Genomic DNA, 16,750 nt, shown 5'->3' on the forward strand with positions numbered 1-16,750 from the left:
TGATTGGCGACACCCGAAAGCCCACTGATATAACAGTGGGTTTTTTTTGCGTGTTGATTAAGTATGCGAACTCATTCAAGTCGGGCGCTGTGCATCTGGTCCGATCAATAAGGGAGCGATCGAATGACAGGGAGGCTCGCTTATCTGCTTCGGCCCAATGGTTATTTCAGCCTGATGGCCTGGGTGCTGGCGGCGTTGCTCTTCATTAATCGCCTGAGCAGCATGGTCAAGCTGTTCATGGCGTTGTATTTGCGCCAGGAGCTGGGGCTGGCGATTGAAACCGTCGGCTGGCTGCTGTCGGCCTATGGCGGTGGTCTGCTGATCGGCTCGATGCTCGGCGGATGGCTCAGTGACCACGTCCGCACGGCGCGCCTGACGGCGGCGCTGTTCTTTGTCTCTGCGTGGGTTCTGGTCTTGCTGGGTCTGGTTACGCAAGTGCCGTTGCTGGCCGGGTTGCTGTTGCTCAGCGGCACTCTCGATGGCGCGATTCGCACTCTGCATCAGCGACTGATCATGGAGTATTGCGAGGTTGCGCAGCGCCCACGGGCGCAGGCCTTGAGTCGCATCGCCCGGAACCTCGGGATGGCCGCTGCCGGTGTAGCGGGCGGTGTTCTGGCACAGGTGGATTTTCGCTGGGTGTTTTTCATCAGTGCCGGGCTCACGCTGCTGGCGCTGCTCTGGTTCATCCGCACGACCTGGCGCCGGCCGGTGCTGATCGCTGACGAGGCGCCCCAGGCGCAATCGAGTTCGGGCCTTCCCTATCGCGACAAACCATTTCTCTGGTTGCTGGCGGCGACCGTCCTTCTTGGCATGGCGTTCGACACGATCTACAGCACCTTGGGCAACTATCTTCGCGACTATTACCGTTTGAGCACCGAGGCCATCGGCTGGCAGTTCGCGATCAACGCGATTCTGGTGGTAGCGCTGCAGATTCCCATGTCGCACTGGGGGGAACGCTGGGGCGCGCGTCGGCCATTGATCGCCGGTTGTGTGCTGCTGGCGGTCGGACTCGGCATGTTGCCGCTGGGTTCCGGCTTGTTTTATGCCTGTCTCTCGACAGTCATCTGGACGCTGGGGGAGGCGTTGTTCATGCCACCGTTGAACGTGCTGGTCATGCAGCATGCACAAACCGGAAAAAGCGGCCGTTACTTCGGCCTGTTCTTCATGGCCTGGAGTGCGAGTTCGCTGTTGTCGCCGGTGCTGGGGGGGCAGCTCTACGGCCAGTTTGGTGGCCACAGTGTCTGGCTGGCGAGTGCCGTGCTGGCCTCGCTGTCAGTACCGCTGATTTATCAGGCCACCCGTATTCGAACCACGCAATGCGCAAATGCTTAGCCGATCCGGTTATGGGCGTTATTCGAAAGCGGTCTGTCCACGCATGGCATTTTCGGGCATGGGGCAGCGTCCTATCTGGTGAACCCGGCGGATCGGAACTAGATTTCCATCAGCGTCAGGTCAGCATGAATTTCTCACCTGGAACAGGATGGACTCGGCTATGAAAAGCAGGTTGCTACGGATTTTGCTGCTGTTGAAAGTGATGGTGATGCTGTCTCTCGGCACCGCGACGGCCTGGGCCGAGTGCGAGGATCACGATACCCAGGCGTCCAGCGGGCAGGTGGGGCACAGCGCGCTGATGCTGGCCAAGTCCGAGTCCGAGCCGGGCGATCAGGGCCAGGGGGGCAGCGCCGACGATGACGACTCGACCACCGACGAGCCGGACTCCGATGATCCGGATGAAGGAGACAGCCAGACGTAGTGTGCTGACGGGCACATTTCTACGCATTCGAGTTTCAGATGGACGTGTTGAGAAAAGGCGAAGCGCGGAGCTTCGCCATTTTGTTTTCTCTGTGTGTTCAGCGTGGCTGTATTGCAAGCGTTTTGGCTTTCACGAGCGCTTCGTTTATGTTTCCGACCAGAAAGAACGCTTGTTCCGGCAGGTGGTCGCAATTACCGTTGAGAATGCTGTTGCAGCCAGCAAGGGTGTCTTTCAGGGAAACGTGTTTACCCGTAATTCCAGTGAGGCTCTCAGCAGTGGAGAGAGGCTGCGTCAGAAAATTCCGGAGTTTACGAGCGCGTTTAACTGTCTGCTTGTCTTCTTCCGATAGTTCGTCCATACCCAGTACTGCAATGATGTTTTGCAGTGATTTGTATTGCGCCAGCAAGTCTCGAGTGCGGCGAGCGATGTCGTAGTGCTCTTTGCCGACCACGTTCGGGTTCAGCAGACTTGAAGTCGAGTCCAGTGCATCTACCGCTGGAAAGATATTGTCGGAGGCGAGCCTCGAGGACAGACAGATCGAGACGCCATGGAGGGGGGGCGCCGACCCCGGGTCGCTCAAGCCCTCCGCAGATGTGGAGATGGCTTGTACAGAAGTTATCGATCCCGCCCGTTCTCGCATGCTGTCCCAGGTTGTTGCAAGGGTCGGCTGGTAACCCGTTACCGAAGGTATTCGGCTGAGCAGATTGGAGAGTTCGCTACGGGCCTGGGTGAATCGGAAGTAGTCATCGATTGCCAGCAGAACGTCGCGACCTTCGTCACGTAGGTTCGTGGCTACGCTAACTGCGGTCTTGACTGCATCTAAATAGTCTTCCTGTGAGGCGCTCTCTTCAGTCTGAACCACGCCCACATTGCGTGAAGCCATACGTGCACCGTCAGCAGGGGTTTCCGGCACGTACACTACTGCCATACCAGAATTTGCAACGTTATTGATCAGTTCCATTATCAATACAGTCTTGCCAACCCCGGCCCCCCCGAATAACCCGATCTTGGCGCCCCTGCGGATAGGGCAGAGGAGATCGATGGCCTTGACGCCGGTTTCCAACACCTGCGTGTCGCCCGACTTCTCGCCAGATGTCACGGCGATCGGTCCCTTTCCATCCAGTGGTTCGCTTTTTGAGCCAATCACCCGGCCGAGGACGCCACTACCGATTTTCGATTTTTGTTCATCGTTCATCGCCTGATACTCCAGATCCAACAATAGAGAGATTGAAAGCTGCGTCACGTGTCCTGAGTACGTGAAACCATAAGCTGCCTCTCTCTATCGAGCACCTGTCACATCTGACAGTTGTTTAGACCGTTGCGCGATAGCCCTGGAATTTTCGGTCACGGTACCGAATATCCAATGGCACGGCGTCAGCCCGATGCAAACACCAGACAAAAGAAAACCCCTTCTGTCTCGATTGATGCGCAATCGAGGCAGAAGGGGTTTGGTCAACATCATCAACAACCCGCCCCGGGAAACGGGGCGGGTTTTTTCAGGCCGCGCCGTCGAGGAACTGCTCGGCGTAATGGCAGGCAACCTGACGCGTGTCGAGCTGGCGCAGGGCTGGCTCTTCGCTGCTGCAACGCGCGGTGGCGTACGGGCAGCGCTTGTGGAACGCGCAGCCAGGCGGCGGGTTCAGCGGGTTGGGCAACTCGCCGACGATCTTGATTTTCGGCTTGTCCGGATCCGGATGGATGGTCGGGGTCGCCGACAACAGGGCCTGGGTGTACGGGTGCAGAGGACGGGCGTAGATGTCGTGTTTCGGACCGATTTCCACCGGCCGACCGAGGTACATCACCATCACGTCATCGGCCACGTGCTGCACCACCGCCAGGTTGTGCGAGATGAACACGTAACCGGTGTTGAACTCCTGCTGCATGTCCATGAACAGGTTCAGCACCTGCGCCTGGATCGACACGTCCAGCGCCGAGGTCGGTTCGTCCGCCACCAGCACTTTCGGTTGCAGCATCATGGCGCGGGCCAGGGCGATACGTTGACGCTGGCCGCCGGAGAACATGTGCGGATAACGCTGGTAGTGCTCGGGACGCAAGCCGACCTGCTTCATCATCGCCTGGACTTTCTCGCGACGTTCGGCGGCCGACAGGTTGGTGTTGATCAGCAGTGGCTCGGCCAGTTGATCACCGATTTTCTGCCGTGGGTTCAACGAGGCGTATGGGCTCTGGAACACCATCTGCACGTCTTTGCGCAGTTGCTTGCGCTGAGCCTTGTCGGCGCCGGCCACTTCTTGCCCGGCGATTTTCAGGGAGCCGGATGACGGCTCCTCGATCAGGGTCAGGGCGCGGGCTAGGGTGGATTTGCCGCAGCCCGATTCACCGACGACGGCGAGGGTCTTGCCGGCTTCCAGCTCGAACGACACGCCGTTGAGGGCGCGCACGGTGGCGTGGCCCTTGAACAGACCACGGGAGACTTCGTAGTGACGGGTCAGGTCGCGGGCGGTAAGTACGACGGCCATTACGCCACCTCCTGGTTCAGCGGATAGAAGCAGCGGGCGAGGCTGTGGCTTTTCGGGTCAAGGGTCGGACGCTGCGCGCGGCAGCTGTCCTGCACGTACGGGCAGCGCGGCGACAGCAGGCAGCCTTGCGGGCGGTCGTAACGGCCGGGAACGATGCCCGGCAGGGTGGCCAGACGCTCGGCACCCTGGCTGTGTTCCGGAATCGCCTTGAGCAGCGCTTCGCTGTACGGGTGGGCCGGGATGTCGAACAGTTGCGGCACCTGACCGACTTCAACGGCTTGACCGGCGTACATCACGCACACGCGCTGGGCGGTTTCGGCCACGACGGCGAGGTCGTGGGTGATCAGCACCAGACCCATGTTCTGCTCTTTCTGCAACGCCAGCAGCAGGTCCATGATCTGCGCCTGAATCGTTACGTCGAGTGCGGTGGTCGGCTCGTCGGCGATCAGCAGCTTCGGCTCGCCGGCAATTGCCATGGCAATTGCCACACGCTGGCTCATACCGCCGGACAGTTGATGCGGGTAGGCGTCCATACGGCTGGCGGCGCCCGGGATTTCGACTTTTTCCAGCAGTTCGATTGCCCGCTTGCGCGCTTGCTTGCCGGACATTTTCAGGTGCAGGCGCAGCACTTCTTCGATCTGGAAACCGACGGTGTAGCTCGGGTTGAGCGCGGTCATCGGATCCTGGAACACCATCGCCAGGTCTTTGCCGACGATCTGCCGACGCTGGCGGTTGTTCAGCTTGAGCATGTTCTTGCCGTCGAAGCTCAGGGCGTCGGCGGTGACGATCCCCGGGTGCTCGATCAGGCCCATCAGCGCCATCATGGTCACGGACTTGCCGGACCCCGACTCGCCCACGATCGCCAGGACTTCGCCCTTGTCGACTTTCAGGTCGAGGCCGTCGACGACCGGGGTGGCATTCTTGTCGCCGAAGCGAACGTTGAGATTCTTGATTTCTAACAGTGACATGGGAATCTCCTCAGGCGGCGTTCTTGAGTTTCGGGTCCAGCGCGTCGCGCAGGCCGTCGCCCATCAAGTTGATTGCCAGCACGCTGAGCAAAATGGTCAAACCAGGCAGACTCACCACCCACCAGGCGCGTTCGATGTAGTCGCGGGCCGAAGCCAGCATGGTGCCCCACTCAGGGGTTGGCGGCTGGACGCCAAGGCCGAGGAAGCCCAGGGCGGCGGCATCGAGGATCGCCGAGGAGAAGCTCAGGGTCGCCTGAACGATCAGCGGTGCCATGCAGTTCGGCAGCACGGTGATGAACATCAGGCGTGGCAGACCGGCACCGGCCAGGCGCGCGGCGGTCACGTAGTCGCGGTTCAGTTCGCCCATCACGGCGGCACGGGTCAGACGTACGTAGGACGGCAAGGACACCACGGCAATCGCGATCACGGTATTGATCAGGCCAGGGCCGAGGATGGCGACGATCGCCACGGCCAGCAGCAGCGACGGCAGGGCCAGCATGATGTCCATCAGACGCATGATGGTCGGGCCGACCACTTTCGGGAAGAAACCGGCGAGCAGACCCAGCAGGATCCCCGGGATCAGCGACATCACCACCGACGACAAACCGATCAGCAGCGACAGGCGCGAACCCTGGATCAGACGCGACAGCAGGTCGCGACCCAGTTCATCGGTGCCGAGCAGAAATTGCATCTGCCCGCCTTCGAGCCACACCGGTGGCGTCAGCAGGAAGTCGCGGTATTGCTCGCTCGGGTTATGCGGGGCGACCCACGGCGCGAAGATCGCGCAGAAAATCACCAGCAGCATGAACAGCAGGCCGGCGACGGCGCCCTTGTTCTTGGCAAAGGCCTGCCAGAACTCTTTGTACGGTGACGGGTACAGCAGACTTTGATCCACGGCGGTGGCAGCGGTGACTACTGAGGAAGTTGGAGTGCTCATGGGTATTGACCTCAGCGCTGATGACGGATGCGTGGGTTGGCAAAGCCGTAGAGGATGTCCACCACGAAGTTGACCAGAATCACCAGGCAGGCGATTAACAGGATGCCGTTTTGCACAACCGGGTAGTCCCGGGCGCCGATGGCTTCGATCAGCCATTTACCGATGCCGGGCCAGGAGAAGATGGTCTCGGTCAGGACCGCACCGGCCAGCAGGGTGCCGACTTGCAGACCGACAACAGTGAGTACCGGAATCAGCGCGTTGCGCAGGCCGTGCACGAACACCACGCGCGACGGCGACAGGCCTTTGGCCTTGGCGGTACGGATGTAGTCTTCACGCAGTACTTCGAGCATCGACGAACGGGTCATCCGCGCGATCACCGCCAGCGGAATGGTGCCCAGCACGATGGCCGGCAGGATCAGGTGGTGCAGGGCATCGAGGAAGGCGCCCATGTCATCGGCCAGCAGGGTGTCGATCAGCATGAAACCGGTGCGCGGCTCGATGTCGTAGAGCAGGTCGATCCGCCCGGACACCGGGGTCCAGCCCAGGCTTACCGAGAAGAACATGATGAGGATCAGGCCCCACCAGAAAATCGGCATCGAGTAACCCGCGAGGGAGATGCCCATCACCCCGTGGTCGAACAGGGATCCTCGCTTGAGGGCTGCGATCACCCCGGCCAGAAGGCCCAGGATGCCGGCGAACAGCAGGGCGGCCATGGACAGTTCCAGGGTCGCCGGGAAGAGGGAGGTGAACTCGGTCCATACGCTCTCACGGGTGCGCAGGGATTCGCCGAGATCGCCGTGGGCCAGTTTGCCGACGTAGTCCAGGTACTGGGCGTACAGCGGTTTGTTCAGACCGAGGCGTTCCATTGCCTGAGCGTGCATTTCGGGGTCGACCCGACGTTCGCCCATCATCACTTCCACGGGGTCGCCGGGAATCATGCGAATCAACGCGAAAGTCAGCAAGGTGATGCCGAAAAACGTGGGGATCAACAACCCCAGTCGGCGGGCAATAAAACTAAACATCGTGTGTGGTACCTCATCAGCCGGTTAGGCGTGCCCGGTTTCCCTGGGGTCAGGGAAACCGGGAGTTTTCTTCTCTACTTCACCTGGGTGGTGGCGAAGTTATTGGTTGTCAGAGGGCTGATGTGATAACCCTCTACGTTGTTGCGCATTGCGGTGAACATGCGGGTGTGGGCCATGCTGATCCACGGTTGATCCTGATTGAACAGCACCTGGGCTTGTTCATACAGCCTGGCGCGTTCGGCCGGATCTACTTTAGCCCGTGCTTCGTCGAGCAGGGCCTGGAATTTCTCGTTGCACCAGCGCGCGTAGTTTTCGCCGTTCTTGGCGGCTTCGCAACTGAGCATAGGCGTCAGGAAGTTATCCGGGTCGCCGTTGTCGCCCGCCCATCCGGCCGAGACCATGTCGTGCTCGCCGGCCTTGGCGCGTTTGAGCATCTCGCCCCATTCCATCACGCGGATGTCGATCTTGATCCCGACTTTGGCCAGGTCAGCCTGCATCATCTGCGCGCCGAGCATCGGGTTCGGGTTGGTCGGGCCGCCACCGTTGCGGGTGAACAGGGTGAAGGTGGTGCCGTCCGGTACACCGGCTTCCTTGAGCAGGGCGCGGGCCTTGTCGAGGTCACGTGGCGGGTTTTTCAGGTCGTGGTTGTAGCCCAGCAGGGTCGGCGGGTACGGGTTGACCGCAACGGTCGCGTTGCCTTTGCCGAACAGAGCGTTGACGTAGGCTTCCTTGTCGAACGCGATGTCGATCGCCTTGCGCACCCGCACGTCGCTGATGTACTTGTGCTGGGTGTTCATGGCGACGTACGAGACGGTCATCGCATCCAGTTCGTCGACTTTCAGGTTGCTGTCTTTCTTGATGCTCGGGATGTCATCCGGTTTCGGGTACAGCGCGATCTGGCACTCGTTGGCCTTGAGCTTCTGCAGGCGCACGTTGTTGTCGGTGGCAATCGCCAGGATCAGCGCATCGGCCGGCGGCTTGCCGCGGAAATAGTCCGGGTTGGCCTTGAAGCGCACCTGAGCGTCCTTGTTGTAGCGCTGGAAGATGAAAGGCCCGGTGCCAACCGGTTTGCTGTTCAGGTCGCCGGTCTTGTTGGCCTTGAGCAACTGGTCGGCGTATTCGGCCGAATAGATCGAGGAGAACGCCATGGCGATGTCGGCCAGGAACGGCGCTTCGCGGCGGGTCAGGGTGAACTTGACGGTGTTGTCGTCGACTTTCTCGACGCTTTTGAGCAATTCCTTGAAGCCCATGCTTTCAAAGTACGGGAAGCCCACGCTCGACAGCTTGTGCCATGGGTGATTCGGGTCCAGCTGACGCTGGAAACTCCAGACCACGTCGTCGGCGTTCATGTCGCGGGTCGGCTTGAAGTATTCGGTGGTGTGAAACTTGACGCCTTTGCGCAGGTGGAACGTGTACGTCAGGCCGTCTTCGCTGATGTCCCAGGACTCGGCCAGCGCCGGAATCACTTCGGTGGTGCCGGGCTTGAAGTCCGCCAGACGGTTGAAGACCGTTTCAGCTGCCGCATCGGCTGTGACTGCAGTCGTGTACTGGACTATATCGAAGCCTTCCGGACTGGCTTCGGTGCAGACCACCAAGGGTTTGGCCGAGACGCCGACAGCGACACTCAGCAACGCAGCCGCGATGGCCGCACGTAGGGGAAGCATTTTCATCAAGAACCCTCTGCAATCGGTTGAAGACAAAAAACCGAACGGCCAACTCGTCACTGAGTCAGCCGTCGGCTGGCGTTTTTACAGGATGTTGAATGGAACGGTGGTCACCAGACGGAACTCGTTGATGCTGCCGTCAGCCTGGTTTTCGCTGGCGCGGTGCGCGGTGTAGGTCGCACGAACGGTGGTCGCTTTCAGCGGACCGCTCTGTACGGCATAAGTGGCACCGATGCCGTATTCGTAGTGGTGCTCGCCGTCCATCGACTGCACGCCATCGTAGCCGCCACCTTTGTAGTGAGTACCGTCGATGCCCCAGCCGCGGGCCTGGTAGATGTTGAACTTCAGGCCTGGCACGCCATATTCGGCCATGTTCAGACCGTAGGCCACCTGGAAGGATTTCTCGTTCGGGCCGTTGAAGTCCGACAGCAGGGAGTTGGCCAGGTAGATGCCGTTGGTTTCATGCAGGTAGTCGAAGTACTCGTTACCGTTCACTTCCTGGTAGGAGAAAGTCAGGGTATGCGCCTGGTGAGTCAGGCCGAACGACAGGGAGTAAGTGTCGTTGTCGATTTCACCCAGTTTTTTCTTACCTTCGTCCACGGTCTTGTAGTAGTTCAGGCCGGTGGTCAGGGCCAGCACCGAGCTGTCACCCAGCACGTGGGTGGCGCCGAAGTAGTACTGGTTCCAGAGGTCTTCGGCCTGGGTGCCCCACAGGCTGGTGGTCAGGCTGGCGAACGGCTGGTACGAGATACCGCCGGTGTGAACATGGTCGGCTTCGGCATCGATCGCGCCGTATTCGGAGCGGAATTTGCTCAGGCTTTCTTCGGTACGCGGCGACACGCGATCGAACGAGGCCAGGTCGAAGGACAGGTTGTTCAGTTCTTCGCTGTGGATCGCGATACCTTCGAAGCTCGATGGCAGCGGACGGTTGCCGATCACGTCAACCTGCGGGCTGCTGAAGTTCATGCGGCCGGCGGTCAGGGTGGTGTTGGAGATGCGCGCCTTGACGTTGGCCAGGCCGACTTTGCTCCACTGGCCCTGGGCTTCGCCGCCTTCACGGGTCAGGGTACGGTTGTTGCCCGCGCCTGGACGGGTGCCCGGTGCGCCGCCGTTGTTGGACGCCAGGTTCTCGCGGTCACGCTCCAGCGCGATGGCGTTGTACGCCGCCACTTCGGTGCTGAAACCGACGGTGCCTTCGGTGAAGCCCGAGTTGTACTTGACGATGGTGCCTTGCACCCAGTTGATACGGCGGTCGGTCGGGGTGGCCACGCCATCCTTGCGGTAGGTGAATTTGCCGCCGCGCTTCAGTTGCTCGTTGGCGTACCAGTTACGGGTCGAGCCGGTGATCGACTGACCTTCGAGAAAACCGGTGGCTTCAGCCTGGGCGCTCTTCTCGTTGACGGTCACCGGGGTGAACGCCTGGCTTTGGGTTTCCGCGTAAGCCGTGGCGGTGATACTGCTGATGGCCAGGGCCAATATAGCGGTATTGCTAAGTTTCATGGGTGAAGCTCCTTTACTTTCTTTTTATGCCGGCTTTTTTGGGTTGGCCGGTTATTGGTTTAGAACTCGTTCACACATCGCAAACGTTTGCAAAAGGCCTGATTGGCGAATTTCGGCAAAGCGCTTGCGTGAGGGGGTAGACGGCCCCCTCAGCATTGCGGCTAATCGGTTTTTTGTTTAATCGATGCTGACACCCGAAAACACGTTGCGACCGAACGGGCTCACCTTGAACCCTTCGACTTTGGCGCTCAGCGGCTGGTTGACCGTCGAGTGGGCGACAGGCGTGATCGGCACTTGCTGCTTGAGCAGTTGCTGGGCCTGTTTGTAGAGCACGGTGCGCTGGTCGCGGTCGGTGACGACCTTGGCCTGCTTGATCAGCTTGTCGTAAGCCGGATCGCACCACATGGAGTAGTTGTTGCCGCCGATGGCGTCGCAGCTGTAGAGCGTGCCGAGCCAGTTGTCCGGATCCCCGTTGTCACCGGTCCAGCCGATCAGGCTGATGTCGTGTTCGCCATTCTTGGTGCGCTTGATGTACTCGCCCCATTCGTAGCTGACGATCTTCACTTTCAGACCGATCTTGGCCCAGTCGGCCTGGAGCATTTCGGCCATCAGTTTGGCGTTCGGGTTGTACGGACGTTGTACCGGCATCGCCCACAGGGTGATCTCGGTGCCTTCCTTGACGCCGGCAGCCTTGAGCAGCTCTTTGGCTTTTTCCGGGTTGTAGGCGGCGTCCTTGATGGTGTCGTCATAGGACCATTGGGTCGGCGGCATGGCGTTGACGGCCAGTTGACCGGCGCCTTGATAAACAGCGTTGAGAATCCCCTGTTTATTCACCGCCATGTCCAGCGCCTGACGCACTTCGAGCTGGTCGAACGGCTTGTGGCGCACGTTGTAGGCGATGTAGCCGAGGTTGAAACCTGGCTTCTCGATCAATTGCAGTTTCGGGTCGTTCTTCAGTGCCGGCACATCGGCCGGACGCGGGTGCAGGGTGACCTGGCATTCGCCGGCCTTGAGCTTCTGCACACGCACCGAAGCGTCGGTATTGATCGCGAAAATCAGGTTCTTCAGCTTCACCCGGCTCGGATCCCAGTACTGCGGGTTGCCGGTGTAACGGATGTTCGAGTCTTTCTGGTAGCTCTTGAACACGAAGGGGCCAGTGCCGATCGGCTTCTGGTTGATGTCGCTCGGCTTGCCTTCGGCCAGCAGTTTGTCGGCGTACTCGGCGGACAGGATGGCGGCGAAGCTCATGGCGATGTTCTGGATGAACGCGGCGTCGACGCTGTTGAGCGTGAACTGCACGGTCAGCGGCCCGGTCTTCTCGACCTTGGCAATGTTCTTGTTGAGGCTCATCCCGTTGAAATACGGGAACTCGGTCGGATAAGCCTTACGGAAAGGCTGTTGCGGATCGAGCATGCGGTTAAACGTGAACAGCACGTCGTCGGCGTTGAAATCGCGTGTAGGTTTGAAGTACGGCGTTGTATGAAATTTCACCCCTTCACGCAGGTGAAAGGTGTACTTGAGGCCGTCCTCGGAAATATCCCAGCTGGTTGCGAGGCCCGGTACGACATTGGTCGCGCCTTTTTCGAACTCGACCAGCCGGTTGTACAGCGGTTCGGCGGCGTCGTTATCGGTTGCCGTCGTGTACTGCGCGGTATCGAAACCGGCCGGACTGCCTTCTGAGCAGAACACCAGGCTGTCGCTGGCGGCGAAACTGGCGGACGTGGCGGCCAACAGGCCGGCGCCCAGCAATGCGGAAAAAACCAAGGTATGGCGCATGACGCTCCCTCTTTTTTAGTGTTTTTCAATGCGCCGCGATCCCGTCCAGGGACGTTGTGGCTGCATTGAGCTCAAACCGAAACGAACAGCAAAACCGAAAGCCCACGCAGTCACTGGTCAGAACCCGACGGTAGGGGCCGTGGGTCTGGCAGTAAATGCGCTGAGTCCTAAAGACTCGTAGGAAAAGGCGACACGTCCTAAACCATCCCGGTCAGACGGGCTGGAAAAGCCTGTAGGCAAATTCCTTACTTCTCGGCAAAAAAATAGCGGCGACGCTGAAAACGTCGCCGCTGTCTTTTTATTTGCTGACGCTGACGCCGTAGAAGGAGTTCAAGCCGAATGGGCTGATCTTGAAGTCCTGCACGTTGGCGCGCATGGGTTGATACACCGTCGAGTGAGCGATAGGTGTCATAGGGACTGCATCTTTGAGGACGTGCTGCGCCTCTTTGTAGAGTTCGGTGCGCTTGGCCTGGTCAGTGGTGCGCTTGGCTTCTTTCACGAGGCCGTCGAATTTCTTGTCGCACCATTTGGAGAAGTTGTTGCCGCTCAGGGAGTCGCAACCAAACAACACGTTGAGCCAGTTGTCCGGATCACCATTGTCACCGCTCCAGCCAATGATCATCGCCTGGTTCTCGCCACCCTTGGAGCGCTTGATGTACTCGCCCCATTCGTAGCTTTGAATCTTCACGTTCAGGCCGATCTTCTTCCAGTCGGACTGGAGCATTTCGGCCATCAGCTTGGCGTTCGGGTTGTACGGACGCTGCACCGGCATCGCCCACAGGACGATTTCGGTGCCTTCCTTGACGCCGGCTTCCTTGAGCAGCTCTTTGGCTTTCTCAGGATCGTACTTGGCGTCCTTGATGGTGGTGTCGTAGGACCACTGGGTCGGCGGCATGGCGTTGACGGCCAGTTGGCCGGCGCCCTGGTAAACCGAATCAATGATCTGTGGTTTGTTCACAGCCATGTCCAGTGCCTGGCGAACGCGCAGGTCGGCCAGCGGGTTTTTCTCGTCGCTGCCCTTGATCTTGTCCATCACGTTGTAGGCGATGTAGCCCAGGTTGAAGCCAGCCTGGTCAGGCATCTTCAGCGCTTTGTCTTCTTTCAGCGCTTTCAGATCAGCCGGACGCGGGAACAGGGTGACCTGGCACTCGTTCTTTTTCAGCTTCTGGATACGTACCGACGGGTCGGTGGTGATGGCGAAGATCAGGTTGTCGATCTTCACGTCTTCAGGCTTCCAGTAATCCTTGTTGCCGGTGTAGCGGATGTTGGAGTCTTTCTGGTAGCTCTTGAACACGAACGGGCCAGTGCCGATCGGCTTCTGGTTGATGTCGGCAGCCTTGCCTTCCTTCAGCAGCTGGGCTGCGTACTCGGCGGACTGGATCGACGCGAAGCTCATGGCCATGTTCTGGATGAACGCGGCGTCGACTTCTTTCAGAGTGAACTTGACAGTGTGGTCGTCGACTTTATCGATCTTGGTGATGTTGGTGTCCATCCCCATGTCGGTGAAGTACGGGAATTCGGTCGGGTACGCCTTACGGAACGGGTCATCCTTGTTAATCATGCGATTGAAGGTGAACAGCACGTCGTCGGCGTTGAACTCACGAGTCGGCTTGAAATACGGGGTGGTGTGGAACTTGACGCCTTCGCGCAGGTGGAAGGTGTAAGTCAGGCCGTCATCCGAAATGTCCCACTTGGTCGCCAGCCCAGGAATCACGGCGGTACCGCCACGCTCGAACTGGGTCAGACGGTTGAACATGGTTTCGGCGGAGGCGTCGAAGTCGGTTCCGGTGGTGTACTGGCCTGGATCGAAACCGGCCGGGCTGCCTTCAGAGCAGAACACCAGGTTAGTCGCAGCGGTGGCGAAAGGTGCGGAGGCTAACAAGCCTGCGCCGACTAAAAACGGAATGACCGCGTGTTTAAGCATGTTGGCCTCATGATTTGTTGTCATTTTTTAGTTGTGAGGTACGACCTCGTGAGTCGTGCCTGCGGATACTTATGCAGGGCCCATACCCAATGCAAGATCCAGAGCGCCTGGTGGCGTCAAAGCGTGGCACGAACGTACCTTAATGTCGCATCCGTATAACTTCTGACGCATTTGACCGTTTGCGACTGGTTTTTTCGGTGCAAATGAAGCCCCAAAACGGTGCGCTACCTGCGTGATTCGCGCCGGATTGGGGCCGGGTGTTACTTATTTATACCCACACCATAGAAGGGGGTTAGACCGAACGGACTGATCTTGAAGTCGGTGACTTCCTTGCGCAGTGGCTGGAACACCGTGGAGTTGGCGATCGGCGTGATCGGCACCTGCTGTTTCAGGATCAGTTGCGCCTGTTGATACAGTTTTACCCGTTGCGATTTATCGGTGGATACCTTGGCCTGCTGCACCAGCTTGTCGTAGGCAGGTTCGCACCACTTGGCGTAGTTGCTGCCTTTCACCGCCGCGCAGCTGTAAAGCACCCCCAGCCAGTTGTCCGGATCGCCGTTATCGCCGGTCCAGCCGTAGATCATCGCGTCATGTTCGCCGTTCTTGGCACGCTTGATGTACTCACCCCATTCATAGCTGACGATGTTGGCCTTGATGCCGATCTTCTCCCAATCCTGCTGGATCATTTGTGCCGACATCCGCGCATTCGGGTTCGAAGCGCGCTGCACGGTCATGGCCCAGAGGTTGATGGTTGTACCCGGTGCAACCCCGGCTTCCTTGAGTAGCGCCCTGGCTTTTGCAGGGTCGTGCGGCGCGTCTTTAATGTCTGGATCGAACGACCATTGCGCGGGAGGCAAGGCGTTTTGCGCCAACTGCCCGGCACTCTGGTAAACCGCCTTGATGATCGCCGGTTTGTCGATGGCCATATCGAGTGCCTGGCGCACTTTGAGCTGATCCAGCGGCGGATGGGTGGTGTTGTAGGCGAGGAAACCGAGGTTGAAACCGGCCTGCTTCAACACCCGCAAATTCGGGTCTTTTTCCATCACTTCGATGTCGGCCGGGCGCGGGTAGCCGCTGACCTGGCATTCGCCGGTCTTGAGCTTTTGCAGGCGTACAGCGGCGTCCGGGGTGATCGAGAACACCAGGTTGTCGAGCTTCACGTCCTCGGGTTTCCAGTAGTCCTTGTTCGCCGCGTAGCGGATCTGCGCGTCCTTCTGATAGCGCTTGAACACGAACGGGCCGGTGCCGACCGGTTTCTGGTTGAGGTCGGCGGCTTTGCCTTCCTTCAGCAGTTGGGCGGCGTATTCGGCCGATTGCACCGAGGCGAAGCTCATGGCGAGGTTTTGCACGAAGGCGGCGTCGACGTTGTTCAGGTTGAAGCGCACGGTGTTTTCGTCGAGTTTTTCCACGGATTTGATCGTGGTGTTCAGGCCCATGTCGGTGAAGTACGGGGATTCCGCGGGGTAGGCCTTGCGAAAAGCGTTCTCCGGGTCGAGCAGGCGCTGGAAGGTGAAGAGGACGTCGTCGGCGTTGAAGGTTCGGGTCGGGGTGAAGTATTCCGTTGTGTGGAATTTCACGCCTTGGCGCAGGTGGAAGGTGTATTGGAGCCCGTCCGGGCTGACGTCCCAGTGGGTTGCCAGACCGGGTTCGACTTCGGTGCCGCCGCGTTTGAATTGGGTGAGGCGGTTGAAGACGGTTTCGGCGGAGGCGTCGAAGTCGGTGCCGCTGGTGTATTGGCTGGGGTCGAAGCCGGCGGGGCTGGCTTCGGAGCAATACACCAGGGTCGTTGCTGCGTTGGCGATTGGGGTTATGGCGGTCAGGGCCAGGGTGATCAGGAGTGGTTTCAGGGTGGATCTTTGCATGTGTGGCCCGTGGGTCTTTAGGTGGTTATTCCTTGAGGTTAGCGGGGATTTGGGGGTGTTCGGAAATATCGTTTTTTGAGGGGGTGCGTCTATCTCGGTATATCTGGGCTGATTGTGTACATATCCGTTGCTGCGGTAACGGCCACTTGGGGTTCCGCCCTGACGGCGGGTCACTTTTTACAAACGCCTAAAAAGTAACCAAAAACGCTTGCTCCTGCGTTCGGCCCGCTCGCTGAGGCTCGGGGTTCCTTCGCTCCGGGATTCATCCGGGGGGCATCGCCTACGGTTTGCTTCGCTGCACCTCCTCTCGATGTGTTTGGCTTCGCCAAACGGTCGCTGCGCTCCCACCCCCGGATAAATCCCTCCACTCAGCCTTCCGACGTCGCCAAAAGATCAAGAGCTTTACTCGAGCTAACGCTCATCGTGTTGAGTGGTGGGAAGCGGGAAGCGGGAAGCAACTGCGGACTGTTTGATCGTTCCCACGCGCCGCGTGGGAATGCAGCCCGGGACGCTCCGCGTTCCATTTTCGGATGTTTAAAGATGTGTTGGATTCACCGAACCTTCCCACAAGGTTTTCAGGTTGTCCGTCGGAAGCACGGTCTCTAGTCTTTGGTTGTCGCAGAAAACTCTGTGATTGGGTGTGAGAACCCAGGCAAGCGAGTGTTATTCAAACGTCAGTCCGACCATAATTGCCGCCAGCATTCTTGCTGCCTGTAATTGATTTATGGCGGCTGTGTGCGGGGGGGTGTCAGAAATTTTGTGTTCGGGCATAACATGAGTAAGAGGTGCATGTATGCCAACCAAAAAGAAACCCGCGTTGCGAGAGCTGCCAAAAATCCCGAAAGAGCTGCTTGAGCAATTCACAGA

General features: G+C 59.2%; 13 protein-coding genes. 2 read left to right on the forward strand and 11 right to left on the reverse strand.

All coding sequences use genetic code 11. The features are described 5' to 3' along the window. Positions 1-123: 123 nt before the first annotated feature. On the forward strand, positions 124-1,332 hold the full coding sequence (locus tag L6D81_RS28580; RefSeq protein WP_236182897.1) for an MFS transporter: 1,209 nt from the start codon (positions 124-126) through the stop codon (positions 1,330-1,332). 160 nt (positions 1,333-1,492) lie between these two features. Then, positions 1,493-1,753 carry a hypothetical protein gene (locus L6D81_RS28585; protein WP_064593354.1) on the forward strand — a complete coding sequence of 87 codons (261 nt, stop codon included), beginning with the start codon at positions 1,493-1,495 and terminating at the stop codon, positions 1,751-1,753. A gap of 97 nt (positions 1,754-1,850) precedes the next feature. On the opposite strand, the gene L6D81_RS28590 is transcribed toward L6D81_RS28585, so the two are convergent. From L6D81_RS28590 to L6D81_RS28640, 11 genes are all read right to left on the reverse strand, one after another. Next, complete coding sequence (locus L6D81_RS28590) at positions 1,851-2,948, reverse strand: ATP synthase beta subunit C-terminal domain-containing protein (protein ID WP_236182898.1); 1,098 nt, start codon at positions 2,946-2,948, stop codon at positions 1,851-1,853. Positions 2,949-3,249: 301 nt separating this feature from the next. After that, complete coding sequence (locus L6D81_RS28595) at positions 3,250-4,230, reverse strand: peptide ABC transporter ATP-binding protein (RefSeq protein ID WP_007953682.1); 981 nt, start codon at positions 4,228-4,230, stop codon at positions 3,250-3,252. Further along, entirely contained in the window at positions 4,230-5,198 is a 969-nt protein-coding gene (locus L6D81_RS28600; RefSeq protein WP_064382563.1) for an ABC transporter ATP-binding protein, read from the reverse strand. Before L6D81_RS28600 ends, L6D81_RS28595 begins: the two co-directional genes overlap by 1 nt. 10 nt (positions 5,199-5,208) lie before the next feature. Beyond that, complete coding sequence (locus L6D81_RS28605; RefSeq protein ID WP_236182899.1) at positions 5,209-6,135, reverse strand: ABC transporter permease subunit; 927 nt, start codon at positions 6,133-6,135, stop codon at positions 5,209-5,211. Between the two features lie 11 nt (positions 6,136-6,146). Further along, complete coding sequence (locus L6D81_RS28610; protein ID WP_192559771.1) at positions 6,147-7,157, reverse strand: ABC transporter permease subunit; 1,011 nt, start codon at positions 7,155-7,157, stop codon at positions 6,147-6,149. Between the two features lie 74 nt (positions 7,158-7,231). Continuing rightward, entirely contained in the window at positions 7,232-8,827 is a 1,596-nt protein-coding gene (locus L6D81_RS28615; protein WP_236182900.1) for an ABC transporter substrate-binding protein, read from the reverse strand. Between the two features lie 78 nt (positions 8,828-8,905). Then, the gene (locus tag L6D81_RS28620; RefSeq protein WP_236182901.1) at positions 8,906-10,321 is read right to left on the reverse strand and encodes an OprD family porin; all 1,416 of its coding nucleotides are present in this window, start codon (positions 10,319-10,321) and stop codon (positions 8,906-8,908) included. Between the two features lie 177 nt (positions 10,322-10,498). Beyond that, positions 10,499-12,097, reverse strand: a complete 1,599-nt coding sequence (locus L6D81_RS28625; protein WP_236182902.1) for an ABC transporter substrate-binding protein — start codon at positions 12,095-12,097, stop codon at positions 10,499-10,501. 298 nt (positions 12,098-12,395) lie between these two features. After that, a complete protein-coding gene (locus L6D81_RS28630; protein ID WP_236182903.1) occupies positions 12,396-14,021 on the reverse strand; it encodes an ABC transporter substrate-binding protein in 1,626 nt (541 codons plus the stop codon). 260 nt (positions 14,022-14,281) lie between these two features. Further along, positions 14,282-15,883, reverse strand: a complete 1,602-nt coding sequence (locus L6D81_RS28635; protein WP_236182904.1) for an ABC transporter substrate-binding protein — start codon at positions 15,881-15,883, stop codon at positions 14,282-14,284. A gap of 663 nt (positions 15,884-16,546) precedes the next feature. Continuing rightward, positions 16,547-16,750 (reverse strand): hypothetical protein (locus L6D81_RS28640; RefSeq protein WP_236182905.1); only part of this gene is annotated, 204 nt, incomplete at its 5' end.

The sequence above is a fragment of the Pseudomonas sputi genome (genome assembly GCF_021603585.1).
GTDB classification, from domain to species: domain Bacteria; phylum Pseudomonadota; class Gammaproteobacteria; order Pseudomonadales; family Pseudomonadaceae; genus Aquipseudomonas; species Aquipseudomonas sputi.

Bases quoted from the DNA above. Each gene is read 5' to 3' on its own strand.
- L6D81_RS28605 (WP_236182899.1), bottom strand. From the start codon at position 6,135: ATGAGCACTCCAACTTCCTCAGTAGTCACCGCTGCCACCGCCGTGGAT.
- L6D81_RS28620 (WP_236182901.1), bottom strand. From the start codon at position 10,321: ATGAAACTTAGCAATACCGCTATATTGGCCCTGGCCATCAGCAGTATC.
- L6D81_RS28580 (WP_236182897.1), top strand. From the start codon at position 124: ATGACAGGGAGGCTCGCTTATCTGCTTCGGCCCAATGGTTATTTCAGC.
- L6D81_RS28590 (WP_236182898.1), bottom strand. From the start codon at position 2,948: ATGAACGATGAACAAAAATCGAAAATCGGTAGTGGCGTCCTCGGCCGG.
- L6D81_RS28610 (WP_192559771.1), bottom strand. From the start codon at position 7,157: ATGTTTAGTTTTATTGCCCGCCGACTGGGGTTGTTGATCCCCACGTTT.
- L6D81_RS28595 (WP_007953682.1), bottom strand. From the start codon at position 4,230: ATGGCCGTCGTACTTACCGCCCGCGACCTGACCCGTCACTACGAAGTC.
- L6D81_RS28635 (WP_236182904.1), bottom strand. From the start codon at position 15,883: ATGCAAAGATCCACCCTGAAACCACTCCTGATCACCCTGGCCCTGACC.
- L6D81_RS28615 (WP_236182900.1), bottom strand. From the start codon at position 8,827: ATGAAAATGCTTCCCCTACGTGCGGCCATCGCGGCTGCGTTGCTGAGT.
- L6D81_RS28585 (WP_064593354.1), top strand. From the start codon at position 1,493: ATGAAAAGCAGGTTGCTACGGATTTTGCTGCTGTTGAAAGTGATGGTG.
- L6D81_RS28600 (WP_064382563.1), bottom strand. From the start codon at position 5,198: ATGTCACTGTTAGAAATCAAGAATCTCAACGTTCGCTTCGGCGACAAG.
- L6D81_RS28625 (WP_236182902.1), bottom strand. From the start codon at position 12,097: ATGCGCCATACCTTGGTTTTTTCCGCATTGCTGGGCGCCGGCCTGTTG.
- L6D81_RS28630 (WP_236182903.1), bottom strand. From the start codon at position 14,021: ATGCTTAAACACGCGGTCATTCCGTTTTTAGTCGGCGCAGGCTTGTTA.